This window comes from Pseudomonas sp. MONT-RG-20F-20-E-7-02 (genome assembly GCF_022662395.1).
Classification (GTDB): Bacteria; Pseudomonadota; Gammaproteobacteria; order Pseudomonadales; family Pseudomonadaceae; genus Aquipseudomonas.
The window spans coordinates 347,041-365,570 of sequence record NZ_JAKNQN010000002.1; the positions used below are offsets into that span (position 1 = coordinate 347,041).

An 18,530-nucleotide genomic window follows, 5' to 3' on the forward strand; every position below is an offset into this window, starting at 1 on the left:
CGGTTGTGGCGAGCGGGCCTGTTGTGGCGAGCGGGGCTTGTCGTGGCGAGCGGGCTTGCCCCGCGTTGGGGCGCGAAGCGGCCCCGAAACCTGGCGACTCAAATCATCCGGAAAAGCGCGGTGGCTGGTTTGGGGCTGCTGCGCAGCCCAACGCGGGGCAAGCCCGCTCGCCACGACACGCCCGCTCACCACAGGAAACCCACTATCCACATTAAGCCCTGTGGCTACAAAACGCCCGCTGACCACAAGACGCCTGATCAGTCGTGCAACCCCTTCGCCGCCGCCAGCAACCCCCGGAACTTGCGATAGCGCGCCTCAAGCACCGGCTGTTGCTTCACATCAGGCCAATACCGCGTCTTGACCGGCATGCCCGCCTGCAACAAGTCCGTGCCCTGCCCGATCGACAATAACCCCAGTTTCGCCGCGCCAATGCAGGCGCTTAATTCGCTGCCCTGCAAGGTAAAAATCTGCCGTTGCAGGATATTCGCCAACAACTGCGCCCAGTATTCGCTGCGCGCGCCGCCGCCCACCAGGGCGCAGGCACCGACGCTGGCGCCGGCTGACTGCACGGCGTGCAAGGCGTCGAGCAAGCCAAACGCCACACCTTCCATCACCGCATAACCGAGCATCGCCGGGGTGCAATCGTGGCCCAGGTTCATAAAGCCGCCGCGCAGCAACGGGTCGTTATGCGGCGTGCGTTCGCCCGCCAGGTAGGGCAAAAACAGCGGCGTGTCCAGCGGCACGGGCTGTGTAATCGGCAACTGTGCCTGCACCTGATCCAGCAGGGTTTGTTCGTCCTGGCTGCCGGTCAGCCGCGTAACCCAACGCAGGCAACTGGCGCCGGCCAGCATGGCGCCCATGGTGTACCAGCGATTGGGCAGCGCGTGGCAGAAGCTGTGCACCGCGCTGGCCGGGTTGCCGGCGGCGTGATCGGTGATGGCGACGATGGCCGCGCTGGTGCCCAGGGTGATGAACCCATCCCCGGCATTGATTGCGCCGATGCCGACGGCCGCCACCGGGTTATCGCCGCCGCCCCCTGCAATCACCACCTCGGCAGACAAGCCCAGCCTTGCAGCAACACTCGGCGTCAAACACGCACTCGCCGCGCCGCCTTCGACCAATCTGGGCATCTGCGCAGGTGCAAGGCCGGTGGCGCGCACCATCGGCGCAAACCATTCGCGGTGCGCCACGTCGAGCCACAAGGTGCCGGCAGCATCGGACATCTCGCTGATGCGCTCACCACTCAGGCGCAAGCGCAGGTAATCCTTGGGCGACAGCACGCAGTCAATCGCCTTGAACACCTCGGGTTCATGCGCTTGCAACCACAGCAGTTTCGGTGCGGTCAGCCCGGCCATGGGCAAGCTGCCGGTGACTTCGGCAAAGCCAGGCCCAAGCTGCTCCGCTTCGGCGACAGCGCGCGAGTCGTCCCACAGGATTGCCGGGTACAACACGCGGTCGTCAGCACCGAGCAGCACCGCGCCGTGCATCTGCCCGGACAACCCGATACACGCCACCCGACTGAACGCCGCATGGGCGCGCAACTGCTCAAGCGCCTGCAAACACGCCTGCCACCAGTCGTCCGGCGCCTGTTCGGACCAGCCGCCATGGCGCCGCGACACACTCAGGCGCACACCTGCATGGGCGAGTACGGCGCCGTCGACGTCCATGAGGATCGCCTTGAGTTCGGAGGTGCCCAGATCAATACCGAGGGAAACAGGACTGCTCATACGGGGGTTATTCCAATCAAATACAGCCACATGAATTACGGTATTGCAGGCGCGGCGCCAGGCGCACGCTTTGCACTGGTGCGCCGGGCGAGGCCATGCGTTGCAGCAGCATCTGCACCGCGCGGGCGCCGAGTTCCTTGACGGGCTGGGCAATCAAGGTCAGGCGCGGCACGAAAAAATCCGCCCAGTCAAAATCATCAAAACCCACCAGGGCGATCTGCCCCGGCACCTCAATGTTCGCGTCACGCAGGGCGTGCATGGCGCCCAACGTCATCAGGTTATTGCCCGCCATGATCGCGGTCGGCGGCTGCGGCAATGCCAGTAACTGCGCCGTCGCTTGCCGGGCAGGCTCACTGTTGGAACCGCCGTTGACCAACAGTTGCGGATCAAACACCAGCCCCGCTGCCTGCAAGGCGGCGCGGTAACCGGCCGCGCGCTCATCGGTCGTACCCAGCCCCGCACGCCCGGCGATAAAGCCGATGCGGCGGTGCCCGTGTTCAATCAGATGGGCGACCAGGGCCTCGGTGGACTGGGTATTCTCCACCCCGATCTGGTCGAATTGCTCACTCATCATGCGGTCCACCAGCACCGTCGGCATCTCATTGGCCTGCAGGTATTCCAGGGCTTTTGAACCGGTGGACGGGGCCAGCAAAATCCCGTCGACGCGCCGATGATGCAGCGCGGTGACCACCCGCAGCTCCTGCTCCGGGTCGTCGTGGGGGTCGACAAACAGCATCATGTAGCCGTGTTTGGCGCACTCGGTTTCTATCGCGTGCACGGTTTCGCTGAAGTAGTGGTTGGACAGCGCCGAGATCGCCACGCCGATCGTGCTGGTGCTCGAACGGGCCAGCGAGCGCGCCAGGGTGTTGGGGATGTAACCCAACTCCTGAATCGCGCGCTGTACCGCCTGCAGCGTGGCCGCGCTGACCTTGCGTGTGCCGTTTAACACGTGAGACACGGTCGACGTCGACACACCCGCCCTGCTTGCCACGTCATCCATGGTGACCACGACGCGCTCCCCTTCAATGAATCAATGTTTGCTCGACCACCCGCTGTACGTCCCGACGTTGTCGCGGGTGATCAGTTTTGGCGTGAGCAGGGTAACCGCTTCGGCCGGGGCTTTGTCGTTGAGAATGTCATTGCCGACATTCACAGCAGTCTGCGCCATGGCCCATGGGTCCTGGCTGGCCGAGGCCTGGATTTGCGTGTCGGTCTTCAGCGCATTTTCGATGTCCGGTGCGCCGTCCACGGACGTGATGAGGATGCCGCTGCGTTTCAGTTGCTTGGCCGCCAAGTCACTGCCAATCGCTTGCGGGTCGTTGATCGCAAACAGGCCGTCGATTTTCGGGAAGCGCGTGAGATAGCCCTGCATTACGTTCAAGCCGCCTTCGCGCGAGCCTTTGCCGTCCTGGTCATCGGACAGCACCTTGATGTCCGGCGCGCCGGCCAGTGCGGCTTTGCAGCCTTTAACGCGGTCGGTCACGGCGGTGACTTGCGGGCCATTCTGGATAATCACATTGCCTTTGCCCGCGAGCTTGTCCACCAGGAACTGGCAGGCCAGCTTGCCGGCTTCGACGTTGTCGGTTTGCACGGTGGCGTTCACGCCCTTGGCGTCCACATCCACCGCCACCACGACGATCCCGGCATCGCGGGCCTTCTTGATTGCCGAGGCCATGGCCGAGGGGTCGACAGCATTGAGCAGGATCAGGTCGACCTTGGACGAGATGAAGTTATCGATCTGCGAAAACTGCTTGCTCAGGTCATAGTCAGCCGACACCGAGGTCACCTTGACGTTGGGGTTCAGTTCCTTGGCCCGCGCCGTGGCGCCGTCGGCCAGGGTCACGAAATACGGGTTGCCGAGCGAGCCCATGCTGATGCCGAGGGCCTTGAGCTCTCGGGCTTCGACGACGTTGGACATCACGGCAGCCAAGGCAATAACGGGAAACAGGCGTTTGAAGTTCATGCGGGTCTCTCTTGTGATTGTTAGGGGAGTGAAATCAGGTGCGTGCGCCGGATTGGCGATAACGATCCAGCGCCACCGCGCCGATGATCACAATGCCTTTGATGATGTACTGCCAGATATCCGAGACCCCCAGCAGCACCAGGCCGTTGGTGAGTACCGCGATAATCAGCGCGCCGATCAGCGTGCCGCCGATGGTGCCGACGCCGCCGGTAAAACTGGTGCCGCCGAGGATCACGGCGGCAATCGCATCCAGCTCATAGGATTGCCCGAGTTGCAGGCCGTTGGCGGCGAACAGGCGCGAGGCGCTCATCACCGCACCCAGCCCGGCCAATGCACCGGACATGGCGTAGACGAACAGCAGCACCTTCCACACCTTGATGCCCGACAGCCGCGCGGCTTCAGGGTTGCCGCCCACCGAGTAGATCTGCACGCCCATCACCGTGCGGCGCAGGATGAACCACGACAGCGCCACCACCGCCACCGCGATGATCACCAGCCACGGCACGCCCAGCACGGAGTCGTTACCGATAAACGCAAACGGCAGGTCGGGGTTGAACACGGTTTTGTCATCCGCCAGCAGCCGCGCCAGGCCACGCATGGCCGTCAGCGCGCCGAGGGTGACGATAAACGGCGGCAGGCGCATAAAGGCAATCAAGCCACCGTTGACCAAGCCCAGCAACAGGCCGAAACCGACACCGGCGGCGATCCCGAACATGCCGAACTGCGGCGACATCGACGCCTGCAACGCGACCACCGCGGACGCAGCCAGAATCGCCCCCACCGACAAGTCGATGCCCGCCGTGAGAATCACAAAGGTCATGCCCGCCGCCAGCACCACATTCACCGAAGCCTGCTGAGTGATGATCGACAGGTTCTGCACGGTGAGGAAGTTTTCGCTGGCCAGGGCAAAGCCCACCAGCAGCAATACCAGCACCGGCAGCATGCCGACGGTGCGCATCAGTTCACGAATGCGCTCCGCTTTGCCGACGGGTGCGAGGGTCAGTGCGTTGTTGTTTGAATCAGCCATGGGCAGCCACCTGATCGCCACCGGTGGCGAGGTCAATAATGCGTTCCTGGGAAATGGCGTGGCCCGAAGCCCCGCCGACTTCGGCCACCAATTGGCCTTCGCGCATGATCAGCACGCGGTCGCAGGTGCCGATGATTTCCGGCAGCTCGCTGGAAATCACCACGATGCCAACCCCCGCCAGCGCCAGTTGATTGATGATGCGGTAGATCTCGGACTTGGAGCCGATGTCCACGCCCCGCGTCGGTTCGTCGAGGATCAGCACGTGCGGCTTGACCTCCAGCAACCGCGCCAACAGGACTTTTTGTTGATTGCCGCCGCTCAACGCGCCGACATTGACCTTGCCCGACGCCACGCGAATCGACAGCGACTTGATCGCGTCATTCGAACGCTGCGCAGCATGGCCGCGATCCAGCACGCCACCGGCATGCGCGTCCGGCACACAAGCGCAGACGTTGATGTTGTCGGCCACGCTCATGTCCAGGAACAGGCCCTGGGCCTTGCGGTCTTCGGTGAGGTACACCACACCCGCACGAATCGCATCCGCCGGGTTGCGCAGCTGAGTGACGGTTTTGCCAACTACTTCCAGCGTGCCGGAGGTGCGCGGGTCGGCGGCGAAGATCAGCCGCGCCAGTTCGGTGCGCCCTGCCCCAACCAGCCCGGCGATGCCCAGCACTTCACCGGCGTGCAGGTCGAAACTGCACTGGCGCACGCGCTTGCCATCGGCCATGTCACGCACGCGCATCACCACGTTGCCGGGGTTATAGGAGGCGTGCTCCTTCTTGTAGAAGCCGGAGAGATCGCGGCCAACCATCATTTTCACCAACACGTCGGCCGATAACGCATCGCGGGTCAGCTCGCCGATGTACTGGCCGTCGCGCAGCACCGAGACCCGGTCCGACAACTCGTAGATTTCGGCCATGCGGTGGCTGATGTAGATGATCGCCAGGCCCTGGCTGCGCAGCTGTTTGATCAGGGCAAACAGGCGGTCGGTCTCCCGCGATGAGAGTGGCGTGGTCGGCTCGTCCATCACCAGAATCCTGGCATGGGCATGCAGGGCGCGGGCGATTTCCACCAACTGGCGCTCGGCAATCGACAGGCTGCTCACCGGCGTCGCGGGTTTGAACTCGGCGCCCAGGCGTTGCAGCACTTCGACGCAGCCTTCTTGCATGCCCTTGCGATCAATGGTCCAGCCGCGCCGCAGTTCGCGGCCCAGGTAGATGTTCTCGGCCACGCTCAGGTTCGGGCACAGGCTCAATTCCTGATAAATCACGGCGATGCCGAGGGTTTTGGCGGTGGCAGGGTCGAAGGTGGCGACGGGCTGGCCGTCGATGCGGATTTCACCGCCGGGGTCGGCCTGGTAAGCGCCGGAGAGGATTTTCATCAGGGTCGATTTGCCAGCGCCGTTCTCCCCCATCAGTGCGTGAATTTCACCGGGGTAGACCTTCAGGCCAACATTTTTGAGCACGCGCAAACCGTTGAAGGTTTTGCTGATGCCCTGCATCTCAAGCAAGGGTTCAAGGCTCATGGATGAGCTCCTGGCATTATTATTTTTGTAGGCGAGTGCCGCCGACTCTATGCCAGATACATTTGCTTACGCAAGCGCTTGCGTACGCCGTTTATCGTTTGGTTAAACGTTTCATCAACTGCTAAAGCGCGAAAACCGCATCGTGTGGGATGTCGATCAAAATTGAGCACAGCGGCCTGGAGGCTGAAGTCAATCAACTGTGGGAGCTGGCTTGCCTGCGATGGCATCAACGGGTTGTACCTGATGCACCGAAGTGCCTGCATCGCTGGCAAGCCAGCTCCCACCTATCTCTGCTATTGTTCAAAGACCTCATCTCCTCCTCATCGCCTTTGCGCGATCTTCTGTGAGCATGCTCTGCGCCATCGGCTGTCGATGATGGCGGGCCTGAAGTTCCCGGAACGCTACCGCGATGGATAAAAGCCCCACCGATCGACCACTCGAACCGCAATCGCGGGCCGAAAAAATCGTCGAATTCAAACGTCAGAAAACCCTGCTCAAGACCGGCGCCCTGCAAGACGCGATCTTCAACAGCGCGTATTTTTCCAGCATCGCCACCGACGAAAAAGGCGTGATCCAAATCTTCAATGTCGGCGCCGAACGCATGCTCGGTTACGCCGCCGACGACGTGCTGAACCGCATTACCCCCGCCGACATTTCCGACCCCACCGAGCTGATTACCCGCGCCGCAGCCCTCAGCCTGGAGCTGGACACGCCGATCAACCCAGGCTTCGAAGCCCTGGTGTTCAAGGCCTCGCGCGGCATCGAAGATATTTACGAGCTGACCTATATCCGCAAGGACGGCAGTCGCCTGTCAGCGATGGTCTCGGTCACGGCCTTGCGCAACCGCCACGACACGATCATCGGCTACCTGCTGATCGGCACCGACAACACTGCGCGCAAACAGGAAGAAGCCGAGCGCAAAGGCTTCGAACGCGCGCTGGAAGAAAAGAATCTGGAACTGGAACACGCCAACCACATGAAGTCCGAGTTCCTCGCCACCATGTCACACGAACTGCGCACGCCGCTGAACGCGGTGATTGGCTTTTCCGAGGCCTTGAAGGATGGCTTGGTCGGCGACATGAGCGAGGTGCAGCGCGAATACATCGGCGACATCTTCACCAGCGGCCAGCACCTGCTGTCACTGATCAACGACATTCTTGACCTCTCCAAGGTCGAGGCCGGGATGATGGACCTGGAGTTGGAGCCCGTGGAACTGGCGGGCTTGCTCGCCAACAGTTTATTGATCGTGCGCGAAAAAGCCGCGCTGCAACGCATCCAGTTGAAGCTGGAATGCGAGGCCGATTTCGGCACCCTGGAACTGGACCTGCGCAAGACCAAGCAGATCGTCTACAACCTGCTGGCCAATGCGGTGAAGTTCAGCGAACACGGCAGCAGCGTGACCCTGGCGGTGCGCGAAGTTAGCCGCGCGCAGGTCGGGCAGATCCCCGGCGATTGGCCGGCCCACGGCTTCGCCCTGCAACCCGGCACCCACGCGCAGTTCCTGGAATTGAGTGTCAGCGACACCGGCATTGGCATCGCCGAGGAGGACATGAGCAAGCTGTTCAAGGCCTTCAGCCAGATCGACAGCAGCCTGGCGCGTAAATTCGAAGGCACAGGCCTGGGCCTGGCGATGGTCAAGCAACTGACCGACCTGCATGGCGGCAGCGTCGCCGTGGCCAGCCGCGCAGGCCTGGGCACGCGTTTTGTGGTGTGGCTGCCCCTGCACCGTGCGCCGGAGGCTGTATGGCCGAAATCCTGATCGTCGAAGACAACGAGGCAAACATGCGCCTGGCGCGCTTGTTGCTGCTCAATGCCGGTCACACTGTTTTATGGGCGGCGGATGCGGAAACCGGCCTGACCCTGGCACGGGAAAAACAACCGGCACTGATCCTGATGGACATTCAGCTACCGGGCATGGACGGCCTCGCCGCCACGTCGCTGCTCAAGCAAGACCCAAATACCGCGCACATTCCGGTGATCGCCCTGACCGCCATGGCCATGAAGGAAGACCGCGAAAAGACCCGGCTGGCCGGTTGCGACGCCTATATCATCAAGCCGCTGCGTTACAAGGAGCTGTACCAGGTCATCGACACCTTGTTGCAACCACACATCAACCCTCTTCTATGAGTCCTCTCCATGGCCAGCCAACCCGCAACGCTATTGATCGTCGATGACGAACCCCAGGTTCGCAAGCTATTGGAAACCCTGCTGCAACACCAGGGCTACCAGACCCTGAGTGCGAGCAGCGGTGAACAGGCCCTGCAGCTCGTGGCGCAACAGCCACCCGACCTGATCCTGCTGGACATCATGATGCCGGGCATGGACGGCTATGAAGTCGCCAGCCAGCTGAAGGGCGACGAAACCACCGCCAGCATCCCGATCATCATGCTCTCGGCCCTCAGTGAGCCGAGCGCGCGGGTCAGCGGGCTGGAAACCGGCGCCGAGGAATTCATCAGCAAACCGGTGGAACGTGCCGAGTTGTGGTTGCGCGTGCGCAACCTGCTGCGTCTCAAGGCGCGTGGCGATCAGTTGAAAACCCACAACCTGGTGCTGGAGCAGCAACTGCGACGGCAAACGGGCGCGCCGGCAGGCATGAGCGTGCATGACCTGGCGCGCCAGGACCTGGAAAATGCCCTGCGCCAAGCAGTGGAACTCAATGAATTCACGGTGCATTACCAACCCAAGGTCGAACTTGCCGGCGGGCAGATATGCGCCCTTGAAGCCCTGCTGCGCTGGGAGCGCCCCGGCTACGGCGCGGTGTCGCCGGCGGTGTTCGTACCGGTGCTGGAAAGCCTGGGGTTGATCGTGCCGGTCGGGCGCTGGGTGATCGACACCGTTTGCCAGCAGATTGCCGAGTGGCAACGCGGCCTGATTGGCGCCGTCGAGGTGTCCGTCAACGTTTCCGGTCATCAATTGATCGAAGGCGACCTGATTGCCGACATCGAACGCATCCTGATAGAAACCGGCGTCGCACCGCATTGGCTGGAAGTCGAGCTGACCGAAGGCTCGCTGATGGAAAACACCCAGCACACCATTGCCAGCCTGCAACGCTTGCGCAACCTGGGCGTGAAGATCTCCATCGATGACTTCGGCACCGGCTATTCAAGCCTGGCGTACCTGCGCCGATTCCCCATCGATACGCTGAAGATCGACATCGCGTTTATCCGCGAAGTCACCACCAACCCGCAAGACGCGGCGATCACCCGCACCATCATTGAACTGGCCCATAGCCTGAGCCTGCAAGTGGTTGCCGAAGGCGTGGAAACCCAGGCGCAGCTGGCGTTTTTGAAGGACGCCGGCTGCGATCAGATTCAGGGGTATTTGTTCAGCCGGCCGCTGCCGGCAGCCACCCTTGAGCGCCTGTTACTGGAACGCCTGCCCAGGCTGTGAAACGGCCTCGCGCACACAATCGATCAGCCCGTGGTGGGTAGCACTCAAGCGCTCGGCGCCGCTGATCAGGGCGAGTTCCGACGGCGGCACTTTAGGGTGCTGGGTGCAGATTCGGTGGCTTGCCTGCGATAGCGGTGGGTCAGCTGACTCATGTATGGCCTGACACACCGCCTTCGCGGGCAAGTCGAATCGTCGCACCGCCGCTCCCACAGTTGACTGGGTTACAGCCTGGAAAAATGCGGTTGAGTGTGGGAGCTGGCTTGCCTGCGATAGCGGTGGGTCAGCTGACTCATGTATGGCCTGACACACCGCCTTCGCGGGCAAGTCGAATCGTCGCACCGCCGCTCCCACAGTTGACTGGGTTACAGCCTGGAAAAATGCGGTCGAAGGTGGGAGCTGGCTTGCCTGCTCCCACAGTTGGATGAGGGGTACATCCACAATCTTATGGGTCCAACACCCCGCCGCTGTAGCTGTCGGACAGGCGCGTGCCGGTAAATTTGGCCACCACCGAACCCTGGGACACCAAGCGTTCGCGGTGGCCGGTGAGCATGCGGCCGGTTTGCGCGGCGTGCAAGATCACTTCTGAAGACGGATCGCCAGGGCGGCCGATAATCCGGGCAAAACGCTGGCCCTCCTCGACCTGATCGCCCAGATGTTTTTCAAACACCAGCACACCCGCGCAGGGTGCGAGGATGGTTTCCATACAGCCCATCTCCACGACTTCACCTTGCCATTCGTTGATGGCCGCCACTTCATCAATCACGCCGTTGATGCACAGCCAGGCCCACAGCCCATCGGCGTCCTGCTGCGCCAGCGCGTCGCTGACATCCGCCTGGCCGCGCAATTCGATCGTCGCCGCCAGCTGTGGTGCGCCGTGGTTGATGATGGTCTCTTCAAAAGAACCGTCGCCGCCGTCATCCCAGACAATCACCACCTCCACCTGCAACGCCGCCGCCAGGGCCAGGCCTTGTTCCGGCCAGAAGCTGCGGTGGATATAGAGGTAAGGCAGGGCCTCGTCGTCGGTGTGCAGGTCGAGCACCAGGTCGGCGTCGGCCGCCAGTTGCACCAGGCTTTTTTGCCACTGCGCCAGGTTGCTTGCCGGGCGTTCCATGGCCAGGGAATGATCGAAGGCACGGTTGAAGTTCTGCCCGGTGGCTTCGTGGAAACGCCCCAACAACTTGCCCTGGCGAAATTGGCCGATACCGAAGGGATTCGCCTGGGGCACGACAGTCACGGTGCCCTTGAGAAGGCCCTGATCCCGGCAAGCCTGCAAGCGCGGCAGCAACTGGTGCAGCACCAGCATCCCGGCGATTTCATCGGCGTGCACACCCGCTTGCAGGTGCACCTTGGGCCCGCTGCCGTCGCCTTCGAAACGCCAGGCGCCGATGTGCAGCCGGTTGCCGGCGTCGCCTGCTACCTGCCACGAAAGGTCTTTTGCCATGCCTTGCCCTCCTCTGATCATTTAATTGCTAGAGATTGAACACACGTTCAACTAACCTTGGCGCTCTGGTCTTTCATCAAAGGCATTCCCATGAGCATCGACCCTCCCAAACTGCGCCGTGCCGACCCCGATGAACGCCGGGACCTGCTGGTTGCCGCCACCCTCGCCTGCCTTTCCCGCGATGGCCATGCGGGGATTTCCGTGCGCAAGATCGCGGCTGAAGCCGGTGTTTCCGTGGGCTTGCTCAACCACCACTTCGGCAGCATTGATGCACTGATCGCCGAGACCTACCACAAGCTCGCCAGTGAGCTGACCCGCGCGCTATGGGCACAAGTCGAATTGGCCGAAGGCGCCGCCGCACGCCTGGATGCGTTTCTCAGCGCCTCGTTTTCGCCGCGCGTCATGGACCCCGACCTGCTCGGCGTGTGGGTGGTGTTCTGGAGCCTGATCCGCCATTCGCCCCACGTAAACCAGTCCCACGAAAACAGCTACCGCGCCTACCTGGCGCTGATCCAGCAACTGCTCGACGACCTCGCACGCAGCGAAAACCTGGTGATCCATGACAGCCACCTGGCGGCCATCGGCCTATCGGCGATGCTTGACGGGCTCTGGCTCGAGGGGTGCCTCAACCCCGGCACCTTCAGCCCGGCCAACGGCTTGCACATCTGCCGCTGCTGGGTGCAAGGGTTGCGTCACGGCGCATTCGGCGCCGACCACGTCCTGTGATTCGGGATGGCGCGCGCTGAGCATCGCCAAGGTGCCGCTGACGGCGATCAGCACCGCGCCGATGATCAGCGACACGTCCATCGAGGTGCTCCAGATCAGGCTCGACAACAGAAACGCCCAGATCAAACCGGTGTATTCGAACGGCGCAAGCAAGGTCGCCGTGGCCCGACGGAAACTGGCAAACAACAGGAATTGCCCGATACCGCCCACCAACCCGGCGGCCAACATGCCCAGCCACGCGGGTGTCGGCGCCGGGGTGTGAGTCCAGGGCAACGTCACGGCCATGCAGATCACAAAGACAACATTGGTGATCAGCATCTGTTCCAGCACCGAGGTGGTCGGGTCGACCTGGCGCAACTGGATGTAGGTGAACGCCCAGCACAATGCGGCGGCCAAAGTCAGGGCGATGGGCAGCGGGTCGACCATATTGCTGGGGCGACAGGCGATCACCACGCCGACAAAGCCGATGATCAACGAAACCCATTGGCCCCGGCTGGCGCGCTCCTTGAGAATCAGCGCCGCCAGCAGCGTGACCATGATCGGCGCGGAGAAATACAGCGTGGTCATTTCCGCCAGGGTCAGGTCCTTGGCGGCGGTGTAATACAGCAACCACGCCAGCAACGACAGCAACCCGCGAATGATCAGCAGCTTGCGGCTCACCGAGGTCCAGGCCCGGCGCAGCAAGCCCATGCGCCCGGCGATCACACACGCACCGACCACCACCAGGCTGCGCCAGAACAGAATGCTGAACACCGAATAATCGGCCACCAGCCACTTGATCACAGCGTCTTGCAACGCCAGGAACGCATAGGCCAGCGAGCACAGGGCAATCCCTTGCAACGCGCGGTTCTGGTTCATCCCACTGACCTGCGCAGCGGCGTGCCACGCCGTTCGGCGATGGCGTAGACGCCTTCGATCAGGAAGGTCAGGCACAGGTAGACACCGGCCACCAGCAGCAAGGGTTGATAGATCTGCAAAGTCTGCGCGCGTACCACGTTGGCCGCGCCCAGCAGGTCGACCACGGCGATTGTCGAGGCCAGCGCGGTGGACTTGAGCAGCATCACCGTCTCCCCCGCCAACGTCGGCAACAGCAGGCGCATCGCCCTTGGCAAGCGTACGCGCAGCAACGCCTGGCGTGCGGTCATGCCGAACGCGGACGCGGCTTCCATTTCGCCCTTGGGCACCGCCAGCAGGCCGCCGCGAATCACTTCGCCCACATAGGCGCCCACCGACAGCACCAGGGCAAACACGATGTACCAGTAACCGTCGCGCAAAAACGGCCAGAGGAAGCTGCCGCGCAGCATCGGAAACTGGGCAAATAAACTGCCCAGCCCGTAGTAGAAAATATAGATCTGGATCAGCAGCGGCGTGCCGCGCAGCACGCTGGTGTAGGCCAGCGCACTGCGCGCCAGCCATTTGCGCCGCGACAACCGCGCCAAGGCCACCAGCACCGCCAACGCAAAGCCCAGCACCGCCGAGATCGCCAGCAGCGACAAGGTGGTTTGCAGGCCCTTGGCGATCAACCCTGCGTAATAGCTTATCCACTCAGGCATGGCGGCTCACTCGACAACCGGCATCCAGCGACGAATACGTCGCTCCAGGCGCCCGGACAGGTAGTTGGAAGCCAGCGTCACCAGGTAATACAAGGCAGCGGCCGTGAGGTAGAACAGCAGGTATTGGCGGGTGGAGCCCGCCGCCTGCTTGGCGGTGTACAGCAGTTCATTGGTGCCGACCACGCTGATCAAGGCGCTGTCCTTGATCAGGTTGATCCACAGGTTGGACATGCCGGCCAGGGCGTAGGGCGCCATGATCGGCAAGGTCACGCGACGAAACAGACCAAACCCGCTCAAGCCAAATGCGCGCGCCGCTTCGATCTGACCGTGGGGAATCGCCAGGATCGCCGCGCGGAAGATCTCCGACGCATAGGCGCCCTGCACCAGCCCCAATACCAGGATCGCCACCAGCGGGCCGCTGATGTTCACCTGCTCGAACCCCAGCCACATCATCAGCGCATTGAGGCCCATGGAGCCTGCGTAGTACAGCAGCAGGATCAGCAGCAGTTCCGGCACCGCGCGAAACACCGTGGTGTAGTCGCGCATCAGCAGTGCAATCGGGCGCGGCGCGCTGAGCTTGGCGCAGGCCACCACCAGGCCGATCAGCAAACCCACCGCGAACGAGCCCGCGGAAATTTGCAGGGTCATCCATAACCCTTTAAGCAGCGCGTTGCCCCATCCTTGGTCGCCGAAGCTGAGAAGGTCGAACATGTTATTCGGTCTTCTGCGCGATTGGCGGGTACGGGCTGTCGCAGATTTTGCTCACATACGCCGGGGTGTCAGCGCGTTTGCACGGGCTCACCGACAGGCCGAAGTAGTGCTGGGACAGGTCGTCAAAATCCTTGCTCACCAGCAGTTCGCCGATGGCCTTGTCGAGGCGCGCCTTGAGCGCGGTGTCTTCCTTGCGCAAACCGGCGCCGACACCACGGCCGATGATCGGGTCGTAGGGCACGCTGGCGATATGCGCCAGGCCGCTGGCTTCCGGGGTCTTGACCATCATGGCGATGGCGGTGTCGTCAGCCATCATGTAGTCGATACGCCCGGCAATCAGGTCGGCGTTGGCCGATTCCTGGGTGTCGTAGTACTTAAGGTCGGCGATGTTTTCGTAGTACTTCTTCAGGTAATTGGCGCTGACCGTGGAGATTTGCACGCCGATCAACTTGCCCTTGAGGCCTTCAGGCGTGATGTCCACCGTCGCGCCCTTGGGGCCTGCCACGCCCAGCAGCGAATCGTAGTAGGCACGGCTGAAGGCGATCTGTTTTTCACGTTCATCGGTGACTGACATCGAGGAGAAGATCACGTCGATCTTCTTCGCCAGCAGCGACGGGATGATGCCGTCCCACGCCACTTCCTTGATCTGGCATTCAGCTTTCATGCCTTCACACAGCTTGTGAATCAGGTCCACTTCAAAGCCGGACCACTGGCCGTTGCCGCCCTTCACGGTAAACGGTGGATAGGGTTCCGCTGCCACTGCAAACACGATGGGTTTTTCTGCCGCCAGAGTAAAACCTGCGGCCACCATCAACACTGCACTGCCCAACCACGTTGCCATGCGTCTGGATTTCATGATTTGCCCCGTCTTTTTTTGGTGTTAGCGCGTTTGATGGGCGTTGACGAATTGTCGGCAACGCTCACTGCGTGGGTCGATAAACACTGAGTCCGGCGTGCCGGTTTCCTCGATCATGCCTTGGTGCAGAAAAGCCACTTTGGACGATACATCCCGGGCGAAGGCCATTTCATGGGTGACCAGGATCATGGTGCGGCCTTCTTCGGCCAGCGAGCGGATAACGCGCAGCACCTCGCCGACCAGTTCCGGGTCGAGGGCTGAGGTGGGTTCGTCGAACAGCATGACTTTGGGGCGCATGGCCAAGGCGCGGGCGATCGCCACCCGTTGCTGCTGGCCACCGGAGAGAAACGCCGGGTATTCGTTGCGCTTGGCGGCAAGACCCACGCGGTCGAGCAAGGCTTCGGCGCGCTCGATGGCCTCGGCGCGGCTTTCGCCCAGCACCTGGGTGGGCGCTTCGATGAGGTTTTCCAGCACCGTGCGGTGCGGCCACAGGTTGAAGTTCTGGAACACCATGCCCAGGGTCGAGCGGATGCGCACCAGTTGCTTGGCGTCGGCCACCAGCGGCGCACCGGGGATGGCGTAGTTCAGTTTGATGCGTTCCCCATCGACATGGATGCTGCCCTGGTCGGGCACTTCGAGCATGTTGATGCAGCGCAGCAAGGTGCTTTTGCCTGAGCCGCTGGCGCCGATCAGCGAGATCACCTCGCCTTCGTGAGCGGTCAGCGAGATGCCCTTGAGCACCTCGATATTGCCGAAACGCTTATGCAGGTCGACGACTTCAATCATCTTCCTGGCTTCGACCGGCTGCGGCACCTCGACCTTTGCCTCCGCCGCCACGCGCGGTTCACCGGCCAGCTTGGCGACGAACCGGCCGATGCGTTGACAGGCTTCGGCCAGGCGGTCTTCGCCCAGGGTGAAGGACAAGCGCACAAAACCTTGCGCCGGTTCACCAAACGCGGCGGCGTCGAGCACCGACACGCCGGCCTCGCGGAACAGTCGCCAGGCGAAGTCCAACGAACCCAAACCGGTGCCGCGCACATCCACCAGCACAAACATGCCCGCTTGCGGCGCTTGCACCTTGATCCCCGGGCAGGCACTCAGGCCGGCCACCACCAGGTCGCGGCGGCGGCGATAGATGTCGCGCATGCCCACCGTCACTTCGTCATGGGCCAGCACTGCCGCCGTGGCGGCTTCCATGACAAAACCGGGCAAGCCATACAGCATGCTCAGCACCAGCGTTTCGGCGTGCGCGACCATCTGCGGCGCGGCAATGATCCAACCGATGCGCCAGCCGGTCATGGCATGGGATTTGGACAAGCTGCCGATCACGATGCAGCGCTCGGCCATGCCCGGCAGCGCGGCGAGGCTGTGGTACTGGCCGTCGAACACCAGGCTTTCGTACACCTCATCGACTACCACCCACAGGTCATGGGCGATGGCCAGGTCGGCAATGGCTTGCAGCTCTTGCGGGTTGAGGACGACGCCAGTGGGGTTGTTCGGGTTGGAGAAGAAAATCGCCCGGGTGCGTGGTGTGATGGCGGCAGCGAGCAATTGTGCATCCAGGCGAAAGCCCGACTGCGGCGAACACGGTACGCGTACCAGCGTCGCGCCACTGGCCTTGAGCGTGGCTTCATAAGTGACGTACATCGGGTCGAGCACCAGCACTTCATCACCGGCTTGCAGCAGGCACAGGGAACTGATGAACAAGGCGTTCTGCGCACCGGGCACGATGATCACGTTGTCGGCGTTCAACGGCCGCGACAAGGTCTTGCTGTAGCGCGCGGCGACGGCATCGCGCAATGTCGGGCGGCCGGGGATTTCGGTGTAATGGGTGTCGCCGTCGCGCAGTGCACTGACGGCGGCATCGGTGATAAAGGACGGCGTGGCGAAATCCGGGTCACCGACGCTGAGGATGATGATGTCTTCGCCCTGGCTTGCGGCCTGGAACGCCGCGTGGTGGATGTCCCAGGCGGCTACGCCCTGCCCTGCAATTCGTTCAACGAAGGGGGAAAACCGCATGCCAGAGCCTCTCGTTCAAGAAGAAAAAGCGCGAACCGATGTGCGTGCACATGGGTGGATGCGGTCAACATAGTTCAAACTGAACAGTCGTTCAATGGGTAGGTTTGGGTGGTGTCGTTTATCGTCAAAACAGGTCGTGAATAACCGTTGGCTGGGTCAACTCGATCTAACTGTGGGAGCTGGCTTGCCTGCGATAGCGGTGGCTCAGAAGCTGATGAGCGAGCTGGCAGACCGCTATCGCAGGCAAGCCAGCTCCCACAGAGGTCAGCGCCTGCGAGCAGGAACAGGGAAGCCTATACAGTCAAGCGCATGGAGAGAGGTCCGAAAAGGTTAGAGCGAGTTCATCAATTCACAGCGATAGTCTTACAGCTCACCGGCCGAGCCCAGGTTCAGCTCGGTGACGGCCAGGTGCGTGACCAGCAGCACCAGGCTGCCATCGGCGCGGGGCGTCATCAGCAAGCTGTAATGGCTCATGGCATTGCCTGGGGATGTCAGTTCTTGCTGTCGCTGACATCCCTGTCGCTAGGGCTAACGTTTGGGCGGTGCCATAAATTCCGGCCCAATCGGATCTTTTATCGTGCTGGCCAGAATACGGTCGATATGTGTCAGGTCATCGGCACTCAACTTCCAGCCGAACGCCTCTTCATAACCGCGCAATTGCTCCGGCCGACGGGCGCCCCACAGCGCAATCGTCGGGCCTTGATCGAGTACCCAGCGCAGCGCCAACGCCAGCACCGACTTGCCATGGCATTCGCGGGCATAGATATCCAGCGCCGCGACGGCGGCGAGGTATTGCTCAAAGCGCGGCGCTTTGAATTTCGGGTCAAGCCCGCGCACGTCATCACCGCCAAAGCGCGTAGCCGAATGCATGCTGCCGGTCAGCAATCCACGGCACAGCGGGCCGTAGGCCAATACCACCAGGGAATGCTGCTTGGCGTACGGCAGGATATTGCTGTCGATGGCGCGCTCAAACAGGTTGTACGGCGGCTGCACCGTGGCCAAGGCGGTGTGACGGCTGAAATCGTCCATTTGCGCGCAGGAATAATTGCTCACGCCCACGGCGAGGATTTTGCCCTCGCGGCGCAGGCGCTCAAGCGTGTCGGCGGTTTCCTCCTGAGCCACCAACGGGTCGGGCCAGTGCACTTGGTACAAGTCGATGTAGTCGGTTTCCAGACGCTGTAATGAATCTTCGACCTCTTTGCGAATACGCTGGGCCGTGGCATTGCGCCGTGGGGTGCCGTCGTCCCATTGCAGGCCGGCCTTGGTCGCGATCACCGCGCTATGGCGCACGCCGCGCAGCGCCTTGCCAATCAACGCTTCGGACAGGCCAAAGCCATACACCGGCGCGGCGTCGATCAGGTTGATACCGCTTAACAACGCTTGGCGGAGGGTGCGGGTCGATTGCTCGTTATCTGCGCCACCCCACAGGTGCCCGCCCATGGACCAAGTGCCGAGGGCAATCCGCGAGATCGGCTTATCAATCCCGGCTATGCGGAGGGTCTCGATACTCATGAAAAATTCCTTGTGCGCGCAACAATACGTAGAAAAGCAATTACTCTAGATCATCCGAGGTTGAATAGGGCTCAACGCCC

The 18,530-nt window shown here is 62.2% G+C and carries 15 protein-coding genes and 1 pseudogene; 4 read left to right on the plus strand and 12 right to left on the minus strand.

Annotated features, from left to right (window positions below):
• Positions 1–257 precede the first annotated feature (257 nt).
• The 5 genes from xylB to L8I05_RS06885 are packed head-to-tail and all read right to left on the minus strand — an operon-like array spanning position 258 to position 6,242.
• Entirely contained in the window at positions 258–1,727 is a 1,470-nt protein-coding gene (gene xylB, locus L8I05_RS06865; RefSeq protein ID WP_242167749.1) for a xylulokinase, read from the minus strand.
• Positions 1,728–1,743: 16 nt separating this feature from the next.
• The gene (locus L8I05_RS06870) at positions 1,744–2,736 is read right to left on the minus strand and encodes a LacI family DNA-binding transcriptional regulator (protein WP_242167751.1); all 993 of its coding nucleotides are present in this window, start codon (positions 2,734–2,736) and stop codon (positions 1,744–1,746) included.
• A 21-nt stretch (positions 2,737–2,757) separates the two neighbouring features.
• Positions 2,758–3,690 (minus strand): ABC transporter substrate-binding protein, encoded by a 933-nt coding sequence (locus L8I05_RS06875; protein ID WP_159956472.1) that lies wholly within the window; start codon positions 3,688–3,690, stop codon positions 2,758–2,760.
• A 34-nt stretch (positions 3,691–3,724) separates the two neighbouring features.
• A complete protein-coding gene (locus L8I05_RS06880) occupies positions 3,725–4,717 on the minus strand; it encodes a ribose ABC transporter permease (protein ID WP_159956471.1) in 993 nt (330 codons plus the stop codon).
• On the minus strand, positions 4,710–6,242 hold the full coding sequence (locus L8I05_RS06885; protein ID WP_242167753.1) for a sugar ABC transporter ATP-binding protein: 1,533 nt from the start codon (positions 6,240–6,242) through the stop codon (positions 4,710–4,712). The genes L8I05_RS06880 and L8I05_RS06885 overlap by 8 nt, the downstream gene beginning before the upstream one ends.
• 409 nt (positions 6,243–6,651) lie before the next feature.
• Here L8I05_RS06885 and L8I05_RS06890 point away from each other — a divergent pair, with 409 nt between their 5' ends.
• From L8I05_RS06890 to L8I05_RS06900, 3 genes are read left to right on the plus strand one after another with little or no spacing between them, the layout of a single operon-like run.
• Positions 6,652–8,001, plus strand: coding sequence for a PAS domain-containing sensor histidine kinase (locus tag L8I05_RS06890; RefSeq protein ID WP_242167754.1), 1,350 nt, complete (start codon positions 6,652–6,654; stop codon positions 7,999–8,001).
• On the plus strand, positions 7,986–8,369 hold the full coding sequence (locus tag L8I05_RS06895; protein WP_242167756.1) for a response regulator: 384 nt from the start codon (positions 7,986–7,988) through the stop codon (positions 8,367–8,369). Before L8I05_RS06890 ends, L8I05_RS06895 begins: the two co-directional genes overlap by 16 nt.
• Before the next feature lie 9 nt (positions 8,370–8,378).
• Complete coding sequence (locus L8I05_RS06900; RefSeq protein WP_242167758.1) at positions 8,379–9,632, plus strand: EAL domain-containing response regulator; 1,254 nt, start codon at positions 8,379–8,381, stop codon at positions 9,630–9,632.
• Positions 9,633–10,074: 442 nt separating this feature from the next.
• On the opposite strand, the gene L8I05_RS06905 is transcribed toward L8I05_RS06900, so the two are convergent.
• A complete protein-coding gene (locus L8I05_RS06905; protein WP_242167759.1) occupies positions 10,075–11,073 on the minus strand; it encodes a succinylglutamate desuccinylase/aspartoacylase family protein in 999 nt (332 codons plus the stop codon).
• Positions 11,074–11,163: 90 nt separating this feature from the next.
• On the opposite strand from L8I05_RS06905, the pseudogene L8I05_RS06910 reads away from it, so the two are divergent.
• Positions 11,164–11,703 (plus strand): annotated as a pseudogene (locus L8I05_RS06910) (TetR family transcriptional regulator C-terminal domain-containing protein); the annotation flags it as partial.
• Here L8I05_RS06910 and L8I05_RS06915 read toward each other — a convergent pair.
• The 6 genes from L8I05_RS06915 to L8I05_RS06945 all read right to left on the minus strand — a co-directional run bounded on the left by L8I05_RS06915 (position 11,659) and on the right by L8I05_RS06945 (position 18,450).
• A complete protein-coding gene (locus L8I05_RS06915; RefSeq protein ID WP_242167761.1) occupies positions 11,659–12,657 on the minus strand; it encodes a DMT family transporter in 999 nt (332 codons plus the stop codon). The pseudogene L8I05_RS06910 and the gene L8I05_RS06915 overlap by 45 nt on opposite strands.
• Positions 12,654–13,352, minus strand: a complete 699-nt coding sequence (locus L8I05_RS06920; protein ID WP_159956445.1) for an ABC transporter permease subunit — start codon at positions 13,350–13,352, stop codon at positions 12,654–12,656. Before L8I05_RS06920 ends, L8I05_RS06915 begins: the two co-directional genes overlap by 4 nt.
• A gap of 6 nt (positions 13,353–13,358) precedes the next feature.
• Complete coding sequence (locus L8I05_RS06925) at positions 13,359–14,063, minus strand: ABC transporter permease subunit (RefSeq protein ID WP_242167763.1); 705 nt, start codon at positions 14,061–14,063, stop codon at positions 13,359–13,361.
• 1 nt (position 14,064) lies between these two features.
• Positions 14,065–14,919, minus strand: a complete 855-nt coding sequence (locus L8I05_RS06930; protein ID WP_242167765.1) for a transporter substrate-binding domain-containing protein — start codon at positions 14,917–14,919, stop codon at positions 14,065–14,067.
• Positions 14,920–14,943: 24 nt separating this feature from the next.
• On the minus strand, positions 14,944–16,938 hold the full coding sequence (locus L8I05_RS29505; RefSeq protein ID WP_277931675.1) for an aminotransferase class I/II-fold pyridoxal phosphate-dependent enzyme: 1,995 nt from the start codon (positions 16,936–16,938) through the stop codon (positions 14,944–14,946).
• A 528-nt stretch (positions 16,939–17,466) separates the two neighbouring features.
• Positions 17,467–18,450 (minus strand): aldo/keto reductase, encoded by a 984-nt coding sequence (locus L8I05_RS06945; RefSeq protein ID WP_242167767.1) that lies wholly within the window; start codon positions 18,448–18,450, stop codon positions 17,467–17,469.
• Positions 18,451–18,530 lie beyond the last annotated feature (80 nt).

Excerpts from the sequence above, each read along its gene's own strand:
- xylB (WP_242167749.1), bottom strand. The coding sequence starts at position 1,727 with ATGAGCAGTCCTGTTTCCCTCGGTATTGATCTGGGCACCTCCGAACTC.
- L8I05_RS06875 (WP_159956472.1), bottom strand. The coding sequence starts at position 3,690 with ATGAACTTCAAACGCCTGTTTCCCGTTATTGCCTTGGCTGCCGTGATG.
- L8I05_RS06880 (WP_159956471.1), bottom strand. The coding sequence starts at position 4,717 with ATGGCTGATTCAAACAACAACGCACTGACCCTCGCACCCGTCGGCAAA.
- L8I05_RS06885 (WP_242167753.1), bottom strand. The coding sequence starts at position 6,242 with ATGAGCCTTGAACCCTTGCTTGAGATGCAGGGCATCAGCAAAACCTTC.
- L8I05_RS06890 (WP_242167754.1), top strand. The coding sequence starts at position 6,652 with ATGGATAAAAGCCCCACCGATCGACCACTCGAACCGCAATCGCGGGCC.
- L8I05_RS06895 (WP_242167756.1), top strand. The coding sequence starts at position 7,986 with ATGGCCGAAATCCTGATCGTCGAAGACAACGAGGCAAACATGCGCCTG.
- L8I05_RS06900 (WP_242167758.1), top strand. The coding sequence starts at position 8,379 with ATGGCCAGCCAACCCGCAACGCTATTGATCGTCGATGACGAACCCCAG.
- L8I05_RS06905 (WP_242167759.1), bottom strand. The coding sequence starts at position 11,073 with ATGGCAAAAGACCTTTCGTGGCAGGTAGCAGGCGACGCCGGCAACCGG.
- L8I05_RS06915 (WP_242167761.1), bottom strand. The coding sequence starts at position 12,657 with ATGAACCAGAACCGCGCGTTGCAAGGGATTGCCCTGTGCTCGCTGGCC.
- L8I05_RS06920 (WP_159956445.1), bottom strand. The coding sequence starts at position 13,352 with ATGCCTGAGTGGATAAGCTATTACGCAGGGTTGATCGCCAAGGGCCTG.
- L8I05_RS06925 (WP_242167763.1), bottom strand. The coding sequence starts at position 14,063 with ATGTTCGACCTTCTCAGCTTCGGCGACCAAGGATGGGGCAACGCGCTG.
- L8I05_RS06930 (WP_242167765.1), bottom strand. The coding sequence starts at position 14,919 with ATGAAATCCAGACGCATGGCAACGTGGTTGGGCAGTGCAGTGTTGATG.
- L8I05_RS29505 (WP_277931675.1), bottom strand. The coding sequence starts at position 16,938 with ATGCGGTTTTCCCCCTTCGTTGAACGAATTGCAGGGCAGGGCGTAGCC.
- L8I05_RS06945 (WP_242167767.1), bottom strand. The coding sequence starts at position 18,450 with ATGAGTATCGAGACCCTCCGCATAGCCGGGATTGATAAGCCGATCTCG.